Origin of the sequence: Streptomyces sp. CB01201, from assembly GCF_002803085.1 — a bacterium.
Classification (GTDB): domain Bacteria; phylum Actinomycetota; class Actinomycetes; order Streptomycetales; family Streptomycetaceae; genus Streptomyces; species Streptomyces hundungensis.
Genome location: NZ_NNBJ01000013.1, coordinates 201,715 through 219,152, shown reverse-complemented (window position 1 = coordinate 219,152; position 17,438 = coordinate 201,715). Strand labels below are relative to the sequence as shown.

Sequence of the window (17,438 nt, the reverse complement as noted above, 5' to 3'; positions counted from 1 at the left end):
CCCGTACTAACGGTGCCGGGATTCCCTTAAAGTGAGGGAAAGCGAGGAAAATGGCTCGCCTCCGTCGGGCCGGGAACGGGAGTCGCGCGTGGAGGGCATGGAGCCGGGCACGGTCCGGCCGGGCGGGCGGACCGCCCGGGTACGGGCCGCCGTGCTGCGGGCGGCCGGGGACGCGCTGGTGGAGCACGGCTTCGACCGGCTCGACCTCGCGGATGTCGCGCGCCGGGCGGAAGTGGGCAAGACCACCGTCTACCGGCGCTGGTCGACGACGACGGGCCTGGTCGCCGACCTCCTGGACGACATGGCCGAGCAGTCCTCGCCGCGCGCGGACACCGGCTCGCTCGACGGCGATCTGCGGGCGAACGCACGACTCGTCGCCGGGACGCTGACCGACCCGCGGCAGGGCGCCCTGTTCAAGGCGGTGATCGCCGCGGCCACCTGCGACGACCGCGCGGCCGGCGCGCTGCGCCGCTTCTACGCGACCCGCATCGAGGAGTGGGCGCCCTGCGTGACGCGGGCCGCCGAGCGGGGCGAGGTGCCGCCCGGCACGGACGCCCGCGAGGTGATCCGGGCCGTCTCCGCCCCGCTCTACTACCGCTTCCTGGTGAGCGGCGACCCCCTGGACGAGCCGACCGCGGACCGCGCCGCGCTGGCCGCGGGTGCGGCGGCGCGGGCGGGTGCGTACGGGAGTTGGCGGGTCGTCAGGGCGCACGCCTAGCGGCTCTGCTCGGGCAGCGGCCGGTAGCGGACGTTCACGGTGGCCGTCGGGTCGTCGCCGTTGACCAGGGCGAGCGGTACGGGTGAGCCGCCGGGGTCGTCGAAGAGGCGGATGCCGTCGCCGAGCAGCACGGGCGCGATGTGCAGATCGATCTCGTCGATCAGGCCGAGCCGCAGGAGCTGGCGGCCGATGCTCGGCGAGAACACCTCCAGGTTCTTGCCGCCCGCGGCCGCGAGCCCGGTCCGTACGGCCTCGGCCGCCCCGCAGCCCAGGAACGTGACGCCCGCGACGGGCCCGGCGTCCTCGGGGTGGTGGGTGAGCACGAACAGCGGACCCTGCCAGGCGCCGCCGTAGATGCCCGTGGGGTCGGGACGGGCTTCCCAGCCGTCCCGGCCCCCGAGCACCGCGCCGGTGGTCGAGACGTACTCCTGGACGAGCCCGGCCCGGAACGAGGCCCCCGCCAACCACCCCATGGAGTGTTCGGGGCCGGCCACGAACCCGTCCAGGGACATGGTGAAGTGCCAGAGCACCTTGCCTTCGGGGGTCTGGGGTGCGGTGTCGGGCAGGGCGGGCATGGCGGGTTCCTCTCGCCGGGGCGGTACCGTCCTGGGGGTAGACCCGCTCGGCCCCCGGAACTCATCGCCGCCCGGCTCGGCGCGGCTCGCCGAACCAGTGGCCGAGCGCCGCTTCCAGGCCGTCCCGGCCGGCCCAACACACGTAACCGTCCGGCCGGATGAGCATCGGCTCGGAGCCGGAGCCGGAGCCGGAGCCGGAGCCGGAGCCGGAGCGCATCAGGGCCACTTGGTCCACCCGGTCCGACCAGGGGTCGACGATCTTGGCGGACGCGTCGGACAGGTCGGACAGGTCGGACGGGTCGGACGGGTGGGACGGGTGGGGCAGTCCGGACGGGGCGTCGGGCAGGTCGAGCAGGATCCCGCGCCCGGACCGCAGTAGCTCGTGCACCCGGGTCGGGCCGAGGTCCAGGTCGGGCGCGGGGCGGCCGACGAGCGGATGGTCCCCGGTGCCCGGCATCGGATAGCGAACCGCCGTCCCGGACATCAGATCGGCGAGATGCCGCTGGACGTCCGGGAGTTGGGCCAGGCCCGTGAAGACCTCCCGGGCGGCGAGCACGTCCGGATCGCGGGTGCCGGTCCAGTCCATGAGGAGGCTCTGCGCCCGGACGTTGCGCAGGACGGCGGCCCCGGCCGGATGCCGTTCCGCGTGGTACGTGTCGAGCAGGTGCTCCGGAGCCCAGCCGTGCACCGCGGCGCCGAGCTTCCAGCCGAGGTTGAATGCGTCCTGCATCCCGGTGTTCATGCCCTGCGCGCCGAGCGGAAGGTGGACGTGGGCGGCATCGCCCGCGAGGAACACCCGGCCGTGCCGGTACCGCTCGGCCTGCCGCGACGCGTTGGTGATGCGGCGGGCGTAGCGCAGTTCGAGGAGCCGTACCCCCGTGCCGAAGACGGTGGCGAGGCTGTCACGGATCTCGTCCTCGGTGACCGGTATCTCCCTCGGCAGGGACCGGCCGGGACCGCCGATGACCAGCCGCCGCAGCGGCCTGCCCTGCGCGTCGGTGCCGAGCGGGAACAGCGCCGCCCAGTGCCCGTCCTCGCTCCAGGTGTGCGAGCCGACCCGATCGTCGCCGCTCAGCCGCACGTCGGCGGCGACGATCGTCAACGTGCCGGGCTGCCCGGGAAACGCGGCCCGCAGCAGCGACCGTACGATGCTGTGGGCCCCGTCGGCCGCGACGAGGTAACGGGCGCGGAGGGTCGAGCCGTCGGCGAAGGTCGCGGTGACCCCGTCGTGGTCCTGGGCGAGACCGGACAGCTCGTGGCCCCGCCGGGCGTACAGGCCGTGCTCGGCCAGGTGCCGCTCGAAGAACCCCTCGATCACCACCTGCGGTACCGAACGCCAGGGCAGCCGGGGCCCGTTGGAGCGGAGCGGCAGCGGGATCCCCGCGAAGTGGCCGGTGGTGACGGGGTGGTCCCCGGTGGCCAGTAAGGGCTCCAGGAGCCCCCGCTGGTCGAGCGCCTCCAGCGTGCGGGACTGCACACCGCCCGCCTTGGACAGCTCGCTGCGCCGGGCCAGCCTGTCGACGAGAACGGTCGGTACGCCTGCCGTCAGCAGCTCGTTGGCGAGCGTCATTCCGGTCGGCCCAGCGCCGACGACGAGCACTTCGGTATCCATGGAATCTCCTCCGGCCGTGCGGTCAGGACAGAGGCAACGCTCCGCCGCCCACCCCACCCGAACCAGAAAACGACCCCATCACGCCGGTATCCGACACGCGCTGCCCGGTCGACGGTGGAATCCGACAGCAGGCGCTGAGTGGGGCCACGGCTGAGTGGGACGTTGGTGGCGGTCGGGTGCCCGCTCGACCGCGGGGAGCCGCCTCTAGGGTGTTCATCGCGGAGAACCACGATCGATTCGGGGATGCCATGACCATGCCCCTGCGGATGAAGTTGGTCGCGATAACGCTGGATTGCTCCGACCCGATGGCTCTGGCGGCGTTCTATCAGCAGGCGACCGGCCATGAACTGCACCCGAAGTCGGATGCCGACTTCGCGGGCCTCAACGGCGAACACGGCCTCCTCATCGGCTTCCAACGGGTCGACGACTACCGGGCTCCGACCTGGCCCGACCAAATCGTCCCCCAGCAGCTCCATGTCTGCTTCAAGGTCGAGGACTTGGACGCGGCCGAGGCCCGGCTGCTGGAGTTGGGCGCGGGCAAGCCGGAGCACCAGCCGCACGGTGACAAGGCGCGGGCCCTCACCGATCCGGCCGGGCATCCCTTCTGCATCATCAGAAGCTAGAAGAGAAGCTAGAAGCTGATCGAGGGGTTCGGGGGTTCGAGGGGTTCGAGGGGTTCAAGGGCTTCAAAGGGTGTCCAAGTGCCGGACCGAGGTGTCGCCCCGAGTGCCCGGGGCTCTCTGCGTCGGGGCGGAGGCGACCAGCAGCGCCGCGAACACAAGAGGGGCGATTGCCTGGTACCCCATCCAGACTTCGCCCCCGGCGCCGCTGCCCTGCCACGCCATCAGGAGACCGGCCAGGGCCGTCGACACCCAGCCGGCGTCGTACGCGATCATGAGCCGCGTGTAGGTGCGCATCGACCGGCTGCGCGTGTATCCGATCTCGAAGCCGCCGCCCATCAGCAGGGCCACGCCCGAGGCGACCATCAGCCAGGTCGGCGTGCCGAGCAACCGGCCCAGCGGGGCGGCGCCGACGACGCAGACAGCGGCGAGCAACACCTTGAAGGCGCCATCGGCGAGGGCGCCGACGGTCTGGCGGGTCACCCGCGGTGCCACGGCCTGGGTCATGAGCGTCCCCCTCGAAGCTTGTCTCCGACCACCAACCAATCCCGTAACGAGATTACGGTAATAATCAAACTATGAGAATGACAAGAGCGGAGGCCAAGGAACGCAACCGCCGTGCCCTGTTGGACGCCGCGTTCCAGGTCGTGTCCCGGGACGGATACCGGGCCAAGCTGGAGGAGATCGCCGAACGTGCCGGCCTGACCACCGGCGCCGTCTACTCCCTGTTCGGGAGCAAGAACGGCCTGGTGGTCGCCCTGGTCGCCGATCACCTGCGGCCGTACTACGAGGAGATCCAGCAGGTGGCTCCCGCCGAGCTGGATCTCCTGGAGGCGGTCGACGCGTTCGCCCGGTACTACCGGCGCAGCTGTGACGCCCCGGACGCACTGGCTCGCCTGTCGCTCCAGATCACCTTGCTGGACATGGCTCTGCACGACCCGGGGCTGGGGTCCCGGCTCGCCACGTCCATCCGGTCGCAGGAGGAACATCTGGCCGCGCTGTTCACCGGAAGGTCCCACAACGGAAGCGTGGTGACCTCGCATCAGGCGCAACGCCTGACCACCGCGCTCCGGGCCCTGTTCGTCGGCCTCGGCCAGGGCGTCCCCCTCGGCCTGGCCCCGGCGGCCGACGAGCAGTACTTCGTCGACACGGCCCGCGCGCTGGCATCCGCGATCTCGCTCCTCGATCACGACGCGGCTGCGGCTGCGGACGCTTCGTAAGGGCGGCCGACCGGACGCGGCGTCGCCGGCCGCCGCGCCCGGGAGATGATCGCGGGCCGGAGTGATCGGCCCGATGCCGGCGCCGAGCGCACCAGTGCCCAGGGTCGCCCGAGACACCGCGTCGAATGCCCGAGGCCGGGCGAGCCGGGTGACCAGATGCCTCGACGGCCCGCCGGTTGCATGCAGGACGCCGCCAGATCGCGCCTTTCACTGCGCAGGTCCAGGAACCCGCCGACCTGACCACCCGCCTCACGCGGACAGGCCGGACGCGCCGAGTAGCTCGCCGACGGCAGTACGGATGTCCTCGTCCTGGGCGAAGCCCCGCCAGCCGCTATGGGGACGCAATCGCTGGTCATATGCGGCTACGTTGCGCAGGAGGAGGGCGGCGGGCCGGGCCGCCTGGCCGATCCGGGCCAGGTGGTTCAGCGCGGGGAGCATGACAGGCAGGCAGGAACCCTCAGCCAGATCCCGCACGGCAGTCGTCAGCACGGGGACAGCGGCCTCCGCATCGCCGGTCGCAGCCCACAGAGTGTGGGCCGCCTCGACGGAGTCCAGGGGTCGCTGTCGGCGGTCATCGCCCTGAATCGGTCCGCGTAGGGGGCGGCGTACGGGCCGAGGTCGGCCAGCTTGCGCAGGGCAGGATGGGGGCGCCCTCGCTCGGCGGCGCCGCGTCCGAGTGCTTCCAGGGCGCTGCATCCTCGGCAGACCCGTAGTCGTGCTTCAGCCCAGCCCAGTCGCCTGCATCCAGTCCCGCCCACATGCGCGCGACCCTACCGCCGTGTTGCACGCGAAGCTCAAGTGAGGCCGCAGGGGCCTGCACGCCTGTGGCCGCGCTGTGCCGGCCACGGCTGCGAAGTGTCAACCACCGCGGGCGGTCACAGCCGCCCACGGAGTGGCGCAGCGCACTTTTGCAAGCATCCGCTTGCAATAGTTAGCGCGATGGGTGCACCATCGGGGCATGGCATCGCTCAACGTCGGCAATCTCGGCGAGTATCTGCGCGAGCAGCGGCGCAACGCACAGCTGTCGCTGCGGCAGCTCGCCGATGCCGCCGGGGTGTCCAATCCGTATCTGAGTCAGATCGAGCGCGGGCTGCGCAAGCCGAGCGCGGACATTTTGCAGCAGCTCGCGAAGGCGCTGCGGATCTCCGCCGAGACGCTGTACGTGCAGGCCGGAATTCTCGACGAGCGGTCTCCCGAGGCCGCGGGGACGCGGAGCGTCATTCTCGCCGACCCCTCGCTCAGCGAGCGTCAGAAGCAGGTTCTGCTCCAGATCTACGAGTCCTTCCGCAAGGAGAACGGGCTCGACGCCGACGAGACGGGCACCGAAAGCGCGGCCGACGGCAGCGGTGCCGACGGCAGCGATGCCGACCACCCTCAAGCGAGCAACTGAGCACTGATCCGGGAGGACAGTCATGGCCATCACCGATGACCTGCGCAAGACCCTCACCGACCCCACCCCCCTCTACTTCCTCGCCGGCACGGCGGACCTCGCAGGGCAGCAGGCCAAGAAGGTTCCGGCGCTGATCGAGAAGATCCAGGCCGAGGCGCCCGAGCGCATCGAGGCCGTGCGCCGCACCGACCCCAAGGCCGTGCAGGAGAAGGCGACCGCGCGGGTCAAGGAGGTGCAGGGCGTCGTCACGACGCGGGCCAACGAGCTCTTCGGGGCCCTCGACGGCGACCTGAAGAAGCTCGGTGAGAACGCCCAGGACCTGGCCCTGCGCGGCGTCGGCGTCCTCGCCGAGTACGCCGTCAAGGCGCGCGAGGGCTACGACTCGGTCGCCGAGCACGGCCAGGAGGTCGTCAAGCAGTGGCGCGGCGAGGCCGCCGACGAGATCGTCGAGATCGCCACTGTGGTCGAGCCGGACGCGGAGACGAAGGGCGCGGAGACGAAGGACGCGGCTCCGGGCCAGGGCGCGGGCACGGTCGCGGCCGACTCGGACGCCGACAAGCCCGCCGCCAAGAAGGCCGCCCCGCGCAAGGCGCCGGTGAAGAAGACCACCGTCAAGTCCGCGGAGTAACGCCTTCCGCGGTGCACGCGCCGGTTCGCGACGCATGGGCCGGGTTTGCTGGTCGGGCACCGGGGTGGGTAGGGGTTGGGTGCGGGTCGGGCACCTTCAGGGTGTCCGATCCGTTGAACCAGTACCTTGGCCGCGAGGCGTTTTCCACACACATCAGTACTGACTAGGCGGTGCACGGCATGTTGCTCTCGGGATTCAGCCTTCTCACCTCGCTGCTCTATCTCGCGATGCTCGTCATCGCCGTCGTGGCGCTGGTCTTCGCCGTGATCGCCCGCGAGGACGCCTACCGGGCGGCCGAGAAGCAGACCAAGCCGTTCTGGCTGATCGTCCTCGGCATCACGGTCGTGGTGAACCTGTTCGTGCCGATGCTCTTCCTCCAGCTCGCCGGGCTCGTCGCCTCGATCGTGTTCATGGTGGACGTGCGGCCGGCGCTCCGGCAGGTCTCAGGCGGTGGCCGGGGCGGCCGCCGTGGCGGCGGCTCCAGCAGCGACGGCCCGTACGGGCCGTACAACGGTGGCCGGTAGGCACGGGCGAGCGGATCCCCGCAGCGGGCGGCTCCCAGGCCCGGCGAGCGGATTCCTCAGGCGCGGCGGCCGTTCCGGTCGCCGCGTTTGCGTTCGAGCAGGACCACGGCCACGTCGTCCGTCAGCTCGCCGCCGTTGAGTTCGCGCGCCCGGGTCACCGCCGCTTCCAGGAGTGACTCGCCGCGCAGGCCGGACGCCAGCTGGGTATTGATCATCTCCAGCATCCCGTCCTGGCCGAGCCGCTGGCCGCTGCCCGCGTCGGTGCGGCCCTCGATCAGACCGTCCGTATACATCAAAAGCCCCCATTCGCGGCCGAGTTGAACCTGCCGGCGCGGCCAGCGGGCGCGCGGGAGCAGGCCGAGGGCCGGGCCCCCGTTCTCGTACGGGAGCAACTGCGCCCGGCCGTCCAGGGCGATCAGCGGCGCCGGGTGGCCGGCCAGGCACAGCCCGGCGCTGCGGCCGTCGGGTGCGATGTCGACCGTGCACAGCGTCGCGAATATCTCCTCGCTGTCACGCTCGTGCTCCAGGACCTCCTGAAGAGTGGAGAGCAGGTCGTCCCCGCACAGCCCGGCGAACGTCAACGCCCGCCAGGCGATGCGGAGTTCGACCCCGAGGGCCGCTTCGTCGGGGCCGTGGCCGCAGACGTCGCCGATCATCGCGTGGACGGTTCCGTCGGGCGTGCGCACCGTGTCGTAGAAGTCGCCGCCGAGCAGCGCCCGGGAGCGGCCGGGGCGGTAGCGGGCCGCGAAGCGCAGGTCCGAGCCGTCGAGCAGCGGTGTCGGCAGGAGGCCGCGCTCCAGGCGGGCGTTCTCCTGGGCACGCAGCTTCGACTCGGCCAGCTTGTACTGGGCCGTGTCGGCGCGCTTGCGCTCCACCGCGTACCGGATGGCGCGGCTCAGGAGCCTGCCGTCCAGCTCGTCCCGGAACAGATAGTCCTGCGCGCCGACCCGCACCGCTTCCGCCGCCCGCTCCGCGTGCCCGGACGGGGTGAGGGCCAGTACGGCGTGGTGCGGCGCGAGGAGGAGCAGATGGCGCAGGGCCGCCAGCTCGTCGTCGGGGTCGCGGCCCGGCAGCGCCAGGTCGAGCAGGATGCAGTGGATGTCGTCGGTGAGCAGCCGCTCGGCCTCGGTGAGGTTGCGGGCGGTACGGATGCGGATCCGGGGGCCCGCCGCGTCCAGCAGTTCGTGCACGGTGAAGGTGCCCGCCGGGTCGTCCTCGATGACCAGCAGGTTGAGCGGGCCGTCGCCGGCGCTGCCCGGCGCGGCCTGAGGGGCGGCTCGCTGGTGCGGTACGGGTACGTGCTGGGATGCGGGCATCGTCGGTTCCGGGATCCTTCCCTCCCCCCGAGGGCGCGGGTGAGCGCCGGTCGGCGCCCCACCAGCCGGGACCCTAGCGTCATCCACGGGCGTGGCGGAATGGCGTTGGGTGGTTCATCACGTCCGACCGGATGGCATATGCCACATGCCTCATTTGTCCGGGCCTCAGGAAGTTCCGCACGGCCCCGGCCGCCGGGGCCGGGTGTGCCCCGGGTTCCGGTGCGCGGGTGGCTACTTGTCCGGCCGTACGACGCCGAGTATCGGCATGGAGCCCGCGCCCGTGATCGTCACCGTCCGGCCCGGGCGGGGGGAGTGCACGATCGCGCCGTCGCCGATGTACATCCCGACGTGGGTGGCGTCGGCGAAGTAGATGACGAGGTCGCCGGGGCGCATGTCCTTGATCGCGACGTGCGGCAGCTGGGCCCACTGCTCCTGCGAGGTGCGCGGGATGGGGTGTCCGGCCGCGAGCCAGGCCTGGGAGGTGAGCCCCGAGCAGTCGAAGGTGTCGGGACCGGCGGCGCCCCAGACGTACTTCTTGCCGATCTGGTCCGTGGCGAACTTCACGGCCTTCTTGCCCTGCTCGCTCGCGCTGCTGCTGATGTCCTTCAGGACGCCCGTGCTCAACCAGGCCGTCTGCGCGTCGAACTCCTTCTTGCGTTCCAGCTCGGCCAGGCGCTCGCGCTCCTGCTCCTTCAGCTGGGACTGGAGCTTCTCGGCCGCCGCGATCTTCTCCGTTATGTCCTTCTTCGCCGCTTCCTTCTTGACCCGGTTGGCCTCCAGGTTCTTCCACTGTGCGGTGGCGTCCGCGCTGTACGCCGCCAAGTCGGCCTGGGTCTTGTTCAGTTCGCCGAGCAGGCCCTGGGCCGCCTGCTGGCCCTGGCGCAGCGAATCCGCCCCGTCGAAGAAGGACTGCGGATCGCCGCTGAGCATCATCTGCGCGCCGAGCGGCAGACCGCCGTTGCGGTACTGCATCCGCGCGGTGGCGCCCGCCTGGTCCTTCAGACGCCGGATCTTCTCCTGGCCCTTCACGATCTCCTGGGCCAACTGGACGATCTGCGCGGACTGCTGCTTGGTCTTCTCCTCGGCGAGGTTGTACGCGTCGGTGGCCGCGGCCGCCTGGCGGTACAGGTCGTCGATCTCCTTGCTCACCTCGTCGAGCGTCTTGGACGCGGCCGGTGCCGTGGTCGACGGCGTCGGTGCCGGGTCGGCGAACGCCGTGCCCGGCGCGGCCAAAGCGGTCAGGGCGCACACCAAGGCGATCGCGGTCGCCAAACGGCGCTTGTTCGGCACCTTGTTCGGCACTGAGAACTCCCCCTCCAGTCAACTCCGGCCCCACACCGGAACACCGGGCAACCGCATGTGATTTACCGTCAGTAACATCACACCGATGCCCGCGATGCTGCCACGCCCCCGGCCAAAACGACAGAGGCGCAGGGGCACCGGACGACGCTCGTCCCCTTCGCGTGCGTCGCCACCCGGCTCCCATCCGTCTGACGAACCCCGGGCTCCAGGCGTTCCTCGGGGCACAGGAGTTCACTCGTTAGACGACAGCGACAGCGGCAGCGATGGCGACGGCGACGGCGACGGCCGTCCGCTTCGCGCCGCGCGGGCCTCAACGGGGCGCGAGCGCCGACCAGTTGACCGTCACTTCGCCCTGTCGCCAGCGCCGGGCGCCGTCCACGACCGGCCAGTCGCCCGCCAGATCCCGTACGGACTTGATCCAGCGCTGGCGCGCGCCGAGCGAGGCGTACGGGGCCGCCGCCGCCCACGCCCGGTCGAAGTCGCGCAGGAAGGCGTGCACCGGCTCGCCCGGCACATTGCGGTGGATCAGCGCCTTGGGCAGGCGCTCGGCCAGGTCGGAGGGGCGGTCCAGGGAGCCGAGCCGGGTCGCGAAGGTCACCGTTCGGGGACCCGAACGGTCGAGCGCGACCCACACGTGGCGGCGGCCGATCTCGTCGCAGGTGCCCTCGACGAGCAGCCCGTCGGGCGCGAGCCGCTCGCACAGGCGGGCCCAGACCGCGGCCACCTGCGCCTCGTCGTACTGGCGCAGTACGTTCGCCGCGCGGATCAGCAGCGGCGGTTCGGGCAGCGGGACCTCGAAGCCGCCGTGCCGGAAGGTGAGGCCCGCACGCTCGTACGGTTTGGCGGCGGCGACCCGGGCCGGCTCGATCTCGATGCCCACCACCGAGACGGCGGGGGCCGCGGTGCGCAGGCGCTGGAGCAGTTCCACCGCGGTCCAGGGGGCGGCCCCGTACCCGAGGTCGACGGCGACCGGGGCCGTCGCGCGGCGCAGCGCCGCCCCGTGCGCGTCCGCGATCCAGCGGTCCATGCGGCGCAGCCGGTTCGGGTTGGTGGTGCCGCGGGTGACGGTGCCGACGGGGCGTTTCGCGGGCGGGGCGGGTGGAGCCATGGGACGAGGGTAGGCGGCGCAAGCCGGTGACCGGCCGGTCCGGGGTCGCGCAAGCGGCGCCCCGGCGGGTCCGGCAACATTTTGGCAAAGTGGAAATGAAAGGGCGGGTTCCGGTGTTCGGGGCTTTGGAGGGGCGTCCCGCATGCCCGATCCGCGTCACAGGCAGTGCCCCGATCCGCGTCCCAAGGCAGTGCCCCGAGCCGAGGAGGCCCTCGACGTGAGCCAGTACGTGTCCCGGTTCGCCGGCACCCTGGCGGGGCCGCCCAGGCTCCGGCTGCCCGGCGGCCACCGCAAGCCCCGGCGCGTCGCCATGCTCAGCGTCCACACCTCGCCGCTGCACCAGCCGGGTACGGGCGACGCGGGCGGCATGAACGTGTACATCGTCGAGCTCGCCAAGCGCCTCGCCGCGATCAACATCGAGGTCGAGATCTTCACCCGGGCCACCACGGGCGGGCTCGCTCCCGCCGTGGAGATGTCGCCCGGCGTCCTCGTGCGGCACATCGACGCGGGGCCGTACGAGGGCCTCGCCAAGGAGGAGCTGCCCGCGCAGCTCTGTGCGTTCACGCACGGCGTGATGACGGCCTGGGCACGCCACCGGCCGGGCTACTACGACCTGGTCCACTCCCACTACTGGCTCTCCGGACACGTCGGCTGGCTCGCCGCCCAACGCTGGGGCGTGCCGCTCGTGCACGCCATGCACACCATGGCCAAGGTCAAGAACGCGGCGCTCGCCGAGGGTGACACCCCCGAACCGGCCGCGCGGGTCATCGGCGAGACGCAGATCGTGAACGCGGCGGACCGCCTGATCGCCAACACCGCCGAGGAGGCCGACGAACTCGTCCGCTTCTACGACGCCGAGCCCGGCAAGGTCGCCGTCGTCCACCCCGGCGTGAACCTCGACCGCTTCCGCCCGGCCGACGGACGCACCGCCGCACGCGACCGGCTCGGCTTGCCGCGGGACGCCTTCGTTCCGCTCTTCGCGGGCCGCATACAGCCCCTCAAGGCGCCGGACATCCTGCTGCGCGCGGCGGCCGAGCTCCTGGACCGCGACCCCTCGCTGCGTTCGCGGATGATCGTGCCGATCGTGGGCGGGCCGTCGGGGAGCGGCCTGGCCAAGCCGGAGGGCCTCCAGAAGCTGGCGGCCAAGCTCGGCGTCGGCGACGTCGTACGGTTCAAGCCGCCGGTCGGCCAGGACCGGCTCGCGGACTGGTTCCGGGCGGCGTCCGTCCTGGTCATGCCCTCGTACAGCGAGTCGTTCGGCCTGGTCGCCATCGAGGCGCAGGCGGCCGGGACGCCGGTGGTCGCGGCCTCGGTCGGCGGGCTTCCGGTGGCGGTACGGGACGGCTCGACGGGCTTCCTCGTCCGGGGTCACGACCCCAAGGACTACGCGGCCGCGCTGTACCGCTTCGTCGAGGAGCCGGCGCTGGTGGAGCGCATGGGCGGCGCGGCCGCCCGGCACGCGCAGTCCTTCGGCTGGGGCACGGCCGCGGCGGCGACGGCGGACGTGTACACGGCGGCGATGCAGGAGCACCGGCGGCGGGTGCGGTCGCACGGTTGAGGTGCTTGCGGTGGTGTGGCAGTGCGGTCGAGGTGGGCGCGCTCGCGCGGCGGCCAGGTGCCCCGGCCGGGGCCGGGCGCTTCGCGTAGGCTCGCGGCATGGCTGACGTGCGGCAGGTCATCGAAGCGGCGCTCAAGGACGCGGAGCTCTCGTGGGAGTCCCCGGAGCCGGGCGCGTACGTGGTGACGCTGCCGGGCACCCGCAAGCTCTCCACGACCTGCTCGCTGCGGGTCGGGGCGCACGCCCTCTCCGTGAACGCGTTCGTGGTGCGCCACCCCGACGAGAACGAGCCGGCCGTGCATCGCTGGCTCCTGGAGCGCAACCTCCGTCTGTACGGCGTGAGTTACGCGGTCGACCGCCTCGGGGACGTGTACCTGGCCGGCAAGGTTCCGCTCGCCGCCGTCACGCCGGAGGAGCTCGACCGGCTGCTCGGGGTCGTCCTGGAGGAGGCGGACGGTTCCTTCAACACCCTGCTGGAGATGGGGTTCGCGTCCGCGATCCGGCGGGAGTACGCGTGGCGGGTGGCCCGGGGGGAATCTACGCGGAACCTGGAGGCGTTTGGGCGGGTCACGGGGGAGGCGGGGTAGGGGGTTTTCCCGCCCGCCTGCCCGTATGCGCAGGGTCGAGGGTGCGGCCCCCGGGGCTCCGCCCCGGACCCCGGGGGTTTCCCAACCGCCCGCCCGTTGCTCGGGGTTGGAGGGTTCCGGCCCCTGGGGCTCCGCCCCAGACCCCCTGAGGGGCTCGCCCCTCACACCGCAGAGTCCGCCCGAACCGGCACCGGCACCGCCACCTCCACCTCCACCGGCGACGCCACTGCCCCCGCGCTCGCCGCCTCCGCCGTCCCCTCCGTCGGCAGGCTCCGCATCAACCCCCAGTACCCCAACGCCGTCACCGTCCCCAGAACCGCACACGTGCCCCACAGCCACTCCGCCCCGAAGTGGTCGATGACGTAACCCGACATCAGCGGAGCGACCAGCGCTGCCACTGACCAGGACATCGTGTAGACGCCCTGGTAGCGGCCCCGGCCGTGGGTGGGGGAGAGGCGGACCACCAGGCCCGTCTGGGTAGGGGCGTTGACGATTTCGGCCAGGGTCCAGACGCAGATCGTCAGCGCGTACACCGCGACCGAACCGGCGAACGCCGTCAGGCCGAAGCCGTAGCCCGCGAGCAGCGCCGAGACGACCAGCAGACGGCGCGGGTCGCGGTGCTGGATGTAGCGGGTGACGGGGATCTGGACCGCCACGATCAGGATGCCGTTCACCGCGATGGCCAGACCGAAGTCCGCGCTGGAGAACCCGTCCGTGCCCATCGCGACCGGCAGGCCCACGTAACCCTGTTGGAAGATGAGGGAGATGAGGAAGGACAGGCCGACCACTCCCATGAAGCGGCCGTCGCGCAGCACCGTACCGATGCCGACCTGGGGCTCCGTCACCTTCTCCTCGGCCGTGCGCTGCGGGCGCGACTCGGGCAGCTTGAGGAACACCACGATCGCGCAGACCAGGGTCAGCGCCGCCTCGCCGAGGAAGCCGGCCAGGTAGCTGTACTGCGCGATGAACCCCGCTGCCATCGAGGAGACGGCGAACCCCAGGTTGATCGCCCAGTAGTTGAGGGAGAACGCCCGCACCCGGTCCTCGGGCCGCACGATGTCCGCCATCATCGCCTGCACCGCGGGGCGCGACGCGTTGCTCGCCATGCCGACGAGGAAGGCCACGCCCGCGATCGCCACCGGGTCCGTCATGAAGCCGAGCAGCGCCACGGAGAAGGCCGTCGCCGTCTGGGCGATGACGAGGGTGGGCCGGCGGCCGAGGCGGTCGGTCATGATGCCGCCGCCGATCGAGGAGACGACCCCGCCGAGCCCGTGCAGCGAGGCCACAAGTCCCGCGTACGAGGCCGAATAGCCCCGGTCCAGGGTGAGGTAGAGCGCCATGAAAGTGGCGACGAAGGCCCCGAGCCGGTTGATCAGCGTGCTGGTCCACAGCCACCAGAATTCCCGGGGCAGCCCCGAGACGGTCTCTCGTGCGGCGCGTCTCAGACTGGCGACGGACATACGGCTTCCCCCGGAACTGTGGCTCTGCTGATGGCGATGGTGCGGTGGTGCGGTGTGCGGTGTGCGGTGGTGCAGTGGCGCAACGCCTGCTGCTGTAAGTGGTGCAACAGATGCCCGCACGTTACAAGTGGCCCGGTTCCGGGGGCCAGTGAATTGACGGCGTCCGTCAATCGAGACGGGCCCGGGACCTTGGTCCCTGCGCGCGCGAGGGCCCCGGAACGTCGATTAGGCTCGGACGCATGGCCGACGCACCGTACAAGCTGATCCTGCTCCGCCACGGCGAGAGCGAGTGGAACGAGAAGAACCTGTTCACCGGGTGGGTGGACGTCAACCTCACGCCGAAGGGCGAGAAGGAGGCGGCGCGCGGCGGTGAGCTGCTCAAGGACGCCGGCCTGCTCCCCGACGTGCTGCACACCTCCCTCCAGAAGCGCGCCATCCGCACCGCCCAGCTCGCGCTGGAGTCCGCGGACCGCCACTGGATCCCGGTGCACCGCAGCTGGCGCCTGAACGAGCGCCACTACGGCGCGCTCCAGGGCAAGGACAAGGCGCAGACGCTCGCCGAGTTCGGCGAGGAGCAGTTCATGCTGTGGCGCCGCTCGTACGACACCCCGCCGCCCGCCCTTGAGGACGGCACGGAGTTCTCGCAGAGCGACGACGCCCGTTACGCGACGATCCCGCCGGAGCTGCGCCCGCAGACCGAGTGCCTCAAGGACGTCGTCACGCGCATGTTGCCGTACTGGTACGACGGCATCGTCCCGGACCTGCTCGACGGCAAGACCGTCCTGATCGCCGCCCACGGCAACTCGCTGCGCGCGCTGGTCAAGCACCTCGACGGCATCTCCGACGCGGACATCGCGGGCCTGAACATCCCGACCGGCATCCCGCTGGTGTACGAGCTCGACGCCGACTTCAAGCCGGTCAAGCCGGGCGGCACCTACCTGGACCCGGACGCGGCCGCCGCCGCGATCGAGGCGGTCAAGAACCAGGGCAAGAAGTAGCCGAAGCCCCACCTGGCGCCCAGGCGCGCCAGCCGGCATCCGCCCCGCCCCACTTGGCGCGTGCCTCGCGCCCGTCGAGCCCCCTGCCGCCGTTCCCTCGGTGGCAGGGGGCTCGCGTTGTGTGGCCACGAGCCGGTCGACGATTACGTACCGTCACGGCCCCGGCACCCTCCGGTCGCCGTATCGCGACTCCGTGGATAGCCTCGAACCTCGAAAGGTGCATTTCGCCCGAAGTGGTGAACTGCGTTTCCTGGGGGAGTCCGCCAAGACGGGAGTCCAGATCGTGAACACCACCCTGCGCAACCGCTGTGTCCGTACCTTCGCCGCCGGTGCGCTGTCCGCCGCCCTGCTGTCCGCCGGAGCCGCCGGCACCTTCGCCTCGGCCGCCGCCAGCCCCAAGCCGAGTCCGTCCGCGTCCAAGATGGCCGGCTCGATCACCGTGAAGGCCTCGTCCACGTCGGTGAAGGCCGGCGACAAGGTGACCTTCACGGGCCGCACCAAGGGCCTGCCCATAGGCACCAAGGTCGTGCTCCAGCACAAGAAGGGGAGCAAGTGGACGACCTTGCAGGCCAGCGCCGTGGTCAAGCAGGGCAGCAGTTACTCCCTCGACGCCAAGCTCAACGACAAGGGCAAGCAGGACCTGCGGATCAAGTACGACGAGGTCGTCTCGCCGACGGTCACCGTCACCGTGAAGTGACCCCCGTCGCGCGCTGAGCATGTGAAGGGCCCCGCCCGGAACCGGGCGGGGCCCTTCGACTGCCGGTCCCGTTGGGTCAGCCGCCGCACTGGCAGGGCGCGCCCGACTGGCAGCCGCAGCCGCAGCCGGAGCCGCAGCCGCACGCGCCGATCAGGGGAAGCCGGATCACTTCGACAGGTGTGACGGGTGCTTCCTGACGTGGTTCGGTCGTGGGTGAATCGGCCATGGGTCCCTCCCGGGGGTAGGCAGCCGCAACGAGCCTTCGCCCATTGCATGCCCACTGGGGCGGGCGCATCAACGGCGCATGTGCGCAAGCTTGTTGAGGGCGCTCCCCGGAGTCCGGCCGGTGGCCGGAGGGCCGGCCGGACGGCGGAGGTCAGGCCCCCTCGACCTGCGCGGGCGGCTGGAGGTCGTCGGCGTGCTCGCCGGTGACCAGGTAGACCACGCGCTTGGCGACCGACACCGCGTGGTCCGCGAAGCGCTCGTAGTAGCGGCCGAGCAGCGTCACGTCGACGGCCGTCTCGATGCCGTGCTTCCAGCGGTCGTCCATCAGGTGCTGGAAGAGCGTGCGGTGCAGCAGGTCCATCTCGTCGTCGTCCTGCTCCAGTTGGAGGGCCAGGTCGACGTCCTTGGTGATGATGACCTCGGCCGCCTTGGCCATCAGGCGCTGGGCGAGCTGGCCCATCTCCAGGATGGTGGCGTGCAGGTCGTGCGGTACGGCACGCTCCGGGTAGCGCAGCCGGGTCAGCTTCGCCACGTGCTGGGCGAGGTCGCCCGAGCGCTCCAGGTCGGCGCTCATCCGCAGGGAGGTCACCACGATCCGCAGATCGGTGGCGACCGGCTGCTGGCGGGCCAGCAGGGCTATCGCGCGGGCCTCCAGATCGTGCTGGAGGTCGTCGACCTTCTGGTCGGCCGCGATCACGCTCTCGGCGAGCTTGAGGTCGGCGTCGAGCATGGCCGTGGTGGCGCGCCCGATCGCCGACCCGACAAGGCGGGCCATTTCGACCAGGCCCTCGCCGATCGAGTCCAGTTCCTCGTGGTACGCGTCCCGCATGGGTGTCCCTCTCTACAACGGTCTCGGGGGGCCGGGGGTGCTGTGACCCCCACGCTCCCACGGTCCGTCCC

The 17,438-nt window shown here is 71.6% G+C and carries 19 protein-coding genes; 10 read left to right on the top strand and 9 right to left on the bottom strand.

Annotated features, from left to right (window positions below):
- The first annotated feature begins 97 nt into the window (after nt 1–97).
- Nucleotides 98–718, top strand: a complete 621-nt coding sequence (locus tag CG740_RS26680) for a TetR/AcrR family transcriptional regulator (protein ID WP_100577869.1) — start codon at nt 98–100, stop codon at nt 716–718.
- Here the strand turns inward: CG740_RS26680 and CG740_RS26675 are convergent.
- Nucleotides 715–1,293, bottom strand: a complete 579-nt coding sequence (locus tag CG740_RS26675; RefSeq protein WP_100577803.1) for a dihydrofolate reductase family protein — start codon at nt 1,291–1,293, stop codon at nt 715–717. The genes CG740_RS26680 and CG740_RS26675 overlap by 4 nt on opposite strands.
- Nucleotides 1,294–1,354: 61 nt before the next feature.
- Nucleotides 1,355–2,905 carry an FAD-dependent monooxygenase gene (locus CG740_RS26670; RefSeq protein WP_100577802.1) on the bottom strand — a complete coding sequence of 517 codons (1,551 nt, stop codon included), beginning with the start codon at nt 2,903–2,905 and terminating at the stop codon, nt 1,355–1,357.
- A 254-nt stretch (nt 2,906–3,159) separates the two neighbouring features.
- Here CG740_RS26670 and CG740_RS26665 point away from each other — a divergent pair, with 254 nt between their 5' ends.
- Nucleotides 3,160–3,528 carry a VOC family protein gene (locus CG740_RS26665; protein ID WP_100577868.1) on the top strand — a complete coding sequence of 123 codons (369 nt, stop codon included), beginning with the start codon at nt 3,160–3,162 and terminating at the stop codon, nt 3,526–3,528.
- Between the two features lie 63 nt (nt 3,529–3,591).
- Here the strand turns inward: CG740_RS26665 and CG740_RS26660 are convergent, their stop codons facing one another.
- The gene (locus CG740_RS26660) at nt 3,592–4,032 is read right to left on the bottom strand and encodes a hypothetical protein (protein WP_199846577.1); all 441 of its coding nucleotides are present in this window, start codon (nt 4,030–4,032) and stop codon (nt 3,592–3,594) included.
- Between the two features lie 77 nt (nt 4,033–4,109).
- Here CG740_RS26660 and CG740_RS26655 point away from each other — a divergent pair, with 77 nt between their 5' ends.
- Complete coding sequence (locus CG740_RS26655) at nt 4,110–4,745, top strand: TetR/AcrR family transcriptional regulator (protein ID WP_100577801.1); 636 nt, start codon at nt 4,110–4,112, stop codon at nt 4,743–4,745.
- Nucleotides 4,746–4,994: 249 nt separating this feature from the next.
- Here the strand turns inward: CG740_RS26655 and CG740_RS26650 are convergent, their stop codons facing one another.
- Nucleotides 4,995–5,183 (bottom strand): hypothetical protein, encoded by a 189-nt coding sequence (locus CG740_RS26650; RefSeq protein WP_159030411.1) that lies wholly within the window; start codon nt 5,181–5,183, stop codon nt 4,995–4,997.
- A gap of 520 nt (nt 5,184–5,703) precedes the next feature.
- Here CG740_RS26650 and CG740_RS26645 point away from each other — a divergent pair.
- The 3 genes from CG740_RS26645 to CG740_RS26635 all read left to right on the top strand — a co-directional run bounded on the left by CG740_RS26645 (nt 5,704) and on the right by CG740_RS26635 (nt 7,287).
- Complete coding sequence (locus CG740_RS26645; RefSeq protein ID WP_100577799.1) at nt 5,704–6,135, top strand: helix-turn-helix domain-containing protein; 432 nt, start codon at nt 5,704–5,706, stop codon at nt 6,133–6,135.
- Between the two features lie 22 nt (nt 6,136–6,157).
- Entirely contained in the window at nt 6,158–6,763 is a 606-nt protein-coding gene (locus CG740_RS26640) for a hypothetical protein (protein WP_100577798.1), read from the top strand.
- Nucleotides 6,764–6,942: 179 nt separating this feature from the next.
- Complete coding sequence (locus tag CG740_RS26635) at nt 6,943–7,287, top strand: DUF2516 family protein (protein ID WP_100577866.1); 345 nt, start codon at nt 6,943–6,945, stop codon at nt 7,285–7,287.
- Between the two features lie 56 nt (nt 7,288–7,343).
- Here the strand turns inward: CG740_RS26635 and CG740_RS26630 are convergent, their stop codons facing one another.
- The 3 genes from CG740_RS26630 to CG740_RS26620 all read right to left on the bottom strand — a co-directional run bounded on the left by CG740_RS26630 (nt 7,344) and on the right by CG740_RS26620 (nt 11,013).
- Nucleotides 7,344–8,603, bottom strand: a complete 1,260-nt coding sequence (locus CG740_RS26630) for a PP2C family protein-serine/threonine phosphatase (protein WP_100577797.1) — start codon at nt 8,601–8,603, stop codon at nt 7,344–7,346.
- Nucleotides 8,604–8,834: 231 nt separating this feature from the next.
- A complete protein-coding gene (locus CG740_RS26625; protein ID WP_234376501.1) occupies nt 8,835–9,905 on the bottom strand; it encodes a C40 family peptidase in 1,071 nt (356 codons plus the stop codon).
- A 310-nt stretch (nt 9,906–10,215) separates the two neighbouring features.
- On the bottom strand, nt 10,216–11,013 hold the full coding sequence (locus CG740_RS26620) for a class I SAM-dependent methyltransferase (protein WP_100577796.1): 798 nt from the start codon (nt 11,011–11,013) through the stop codon (nt 10,216–10,218).
- 217 nt (nt 11,014–11,230) lie between these two features.
- Between CG740_RS26620 and mshA the strand changes: the two genes are divergently transcribed.
- A complete protein-coding gene (gene mshA / locus CG740_RS26615) occupies nt 11,231–12,571 on the top strand; it encodes a D-inositol-3-phosphate glycosyltransferase (protein WP_100577795.1) in 1,341 nt (446 codons plus the stop codon).
- Nucleotides 12,572–12,669: 98 nt separating this feature from the next.
- A complete protein-coding gene (locus CG740_RS26610; protein ID WP_100577794.1) occupies nt 12,670–13,158 on the top strand; it encodes a YbjN domain-containing protein in 489 nt (162 codons plus the stop codon).
- 161 nt (nt 13,159–13,319) lie between these two features.
- On the opposite strand, the gene CG740_RS26605 is transcribed toward CG740_RS26610, so the two are convergent.
- Entirely contained in the window at nt 13,320–14,618 is a 1,299-nt protein-coding gene (locus tag CG740_RS26605; RefSeq protein ID WP_100577793.1) for an MDR family MFS transporter, read from the bottom strand.
- Nucleotides 14,619–14,857: 239 nt separating this feature from the next.
- Here CG740_RS26605 and CG740_RS26600 point away from each other — a divergent pair, with 239 nt between their 5' ends.
- The gene (locus tag CG740_RS26600) at nt 14,858–15,616 is read left to right on the top strand and encodes a phosphoglyceromutase (RefSeq protein ID WP_100577792.1); all 759 of its coding nucleotides are present in this window, start codon (nt 14,858–14,860) and stop codon (nt 15,614–15,616) included.
- Nucleotides 15,617–15,833: 217 nt separating this feature from the next.
- Nucleotides 15,834–16,313, top strand: coding sequence for a hypothetical protein (locus CG740_RS26595; RefSeq protein WP_234376500.1), 480 nt, complete (start codon nt 15,834–15,836; stop codon nt 16,311–16,313).
- A gap of 376 nt (nt 16,314–16,689) precedes the next feature.
- Here the strand turns inward: CG740_RS26595 and phoU are convergent, their stop codons facing one another.
- Nucleotides 16,690–17,367 carry a phosphate signaling complex protein PhoU gene (phoU, locus tag CG740_RS26590; protein ID WP_100577791.1) on the bottom strand — a complete coding sequence of 226 codons (678 nt, stop codon included), beginning with the start codon at nt 17,365–17,367 and terminating at the stop codon, nt 16,690–16,692.
- Nucleotides 17,368–17,438: the final 71 nt, after the last annotated feature.

Excerpts from the sequence above, each read along its gene's own strand:
- CG740_RS26630 (WP_100577797.1), bottom strand. The coding sequence starts at position 8,603 with ATGCCCGCATCCCAGCACGTACCCGTACCGCACCAGCGAGCCGCCCCT.
- CG740_RS26605 (WP_100577793.1), bottom strand. The coding sequence starts at position 14,618 with ATGTCCGTCGCCAGTCTGAGACGCGCCGCACGAGAGACCGTCTCGGGG.
- CG740_RS26620 (WP_100577796.1), bottom strand. The coding sequence starts at position 11,013 with ATGGCTCCACCCGCCCCGCCCGCGAAACGCCCCGTCGGCACCGTCACC.
- CG740_RS26660 (WP_199846577.1), bottom strand. The coding sequence starts at position 4,032 with ATGACCCAGGCCGTGGCACCGCGGGTGACCCGCCAGACCGTCGGCGCC.
- CG740_RS26675 (WP_100577803.1), bottom strand. The coding sequence starts at position 1,293 with ATGCCCGCCCTGCCCGACACCGCACCCCAGACCCCCGAAGGCAAGGTG.
- CG740_RS26655 (WP_100577801.1), top strand. The coding sequence starts at position 4,110 with ATGACAAGAGCGGAGGCCAAGGAACGCAACCGCCGTGCCCTGTTGGAC.
- CG740_RS26670 (WP_100577802.1), bottom strand. The coding sequence starts at position 2,905 with ATGGATACCGAAGTGCTCGTCGTCGGCGCTGGGCCGACCGGAATGACG.
- phoU (WP_100577791.1), bottom strand. The coding sequence starts at position 17,367 with ATGCGGGACGCGTACCACGAGGAACTGGACTCGATCGGCGAGGGCCTG.
- CG740_RS26650 (WP_159030411.1), bottom strand. The coding sequence starts at position 5,183 with ATGCTCCCCGCGCTGAACCACCTGGCCCGGATCGGCCAGGCGGCCCGG.
- CG740_RS26640 (WP_100577798.1), top strand. The coding sequence starts at position 6,158 with ATGGCCATCACCGATGACCTGCGCAAGACCCTCACCGACCCCACCCCC.
- CG740_RS26610 (WP_100577794.1), top strand. The coding sequence starts at position 12,670 with ATGGCTGACGTGCGGCAGGTCATCGAAGCGGCGCTCAAGGACGCGGAG.
- CG740_RS26600 (WP_100577792.1), top strand. The coding sequence starts at position 14,858 with ATGGCCGACGCACCGTACAAGCTGATCCTGCTCCGCCACGGCGAGAGC.
- CG740_RS26645 (WP_100577799.1), top strand. The coding sequence starts at position 5,704 with ATGGCATCGCTCAACGTCGGCAATCTCGGCGAGTATCTGCGCGAGCAG.
- CG740_RS26680 (WP_100577869.1), top strand. The coding sequence starts at position 98 with ATGGAGCCGGGCACGGTCCGGCCGGGCGGGCGGACCGCCCGGGTACGG.
- CG740_RS26635 (WP_100577866.1), top strand. The coding sequence starts at position 6,943 with ATGTTGCTCTCGGGATTCAGCCTTCTCACCTCGCTGCTCTATCTCGCG.
- CG740_RS26665 (WP_100577868.1), top strand. The coding sequence starts at position 3,160 with ATGCCCCTGCGGATGAAGTTGGTCGCGATAACGCTGGATTGCTCCGAC.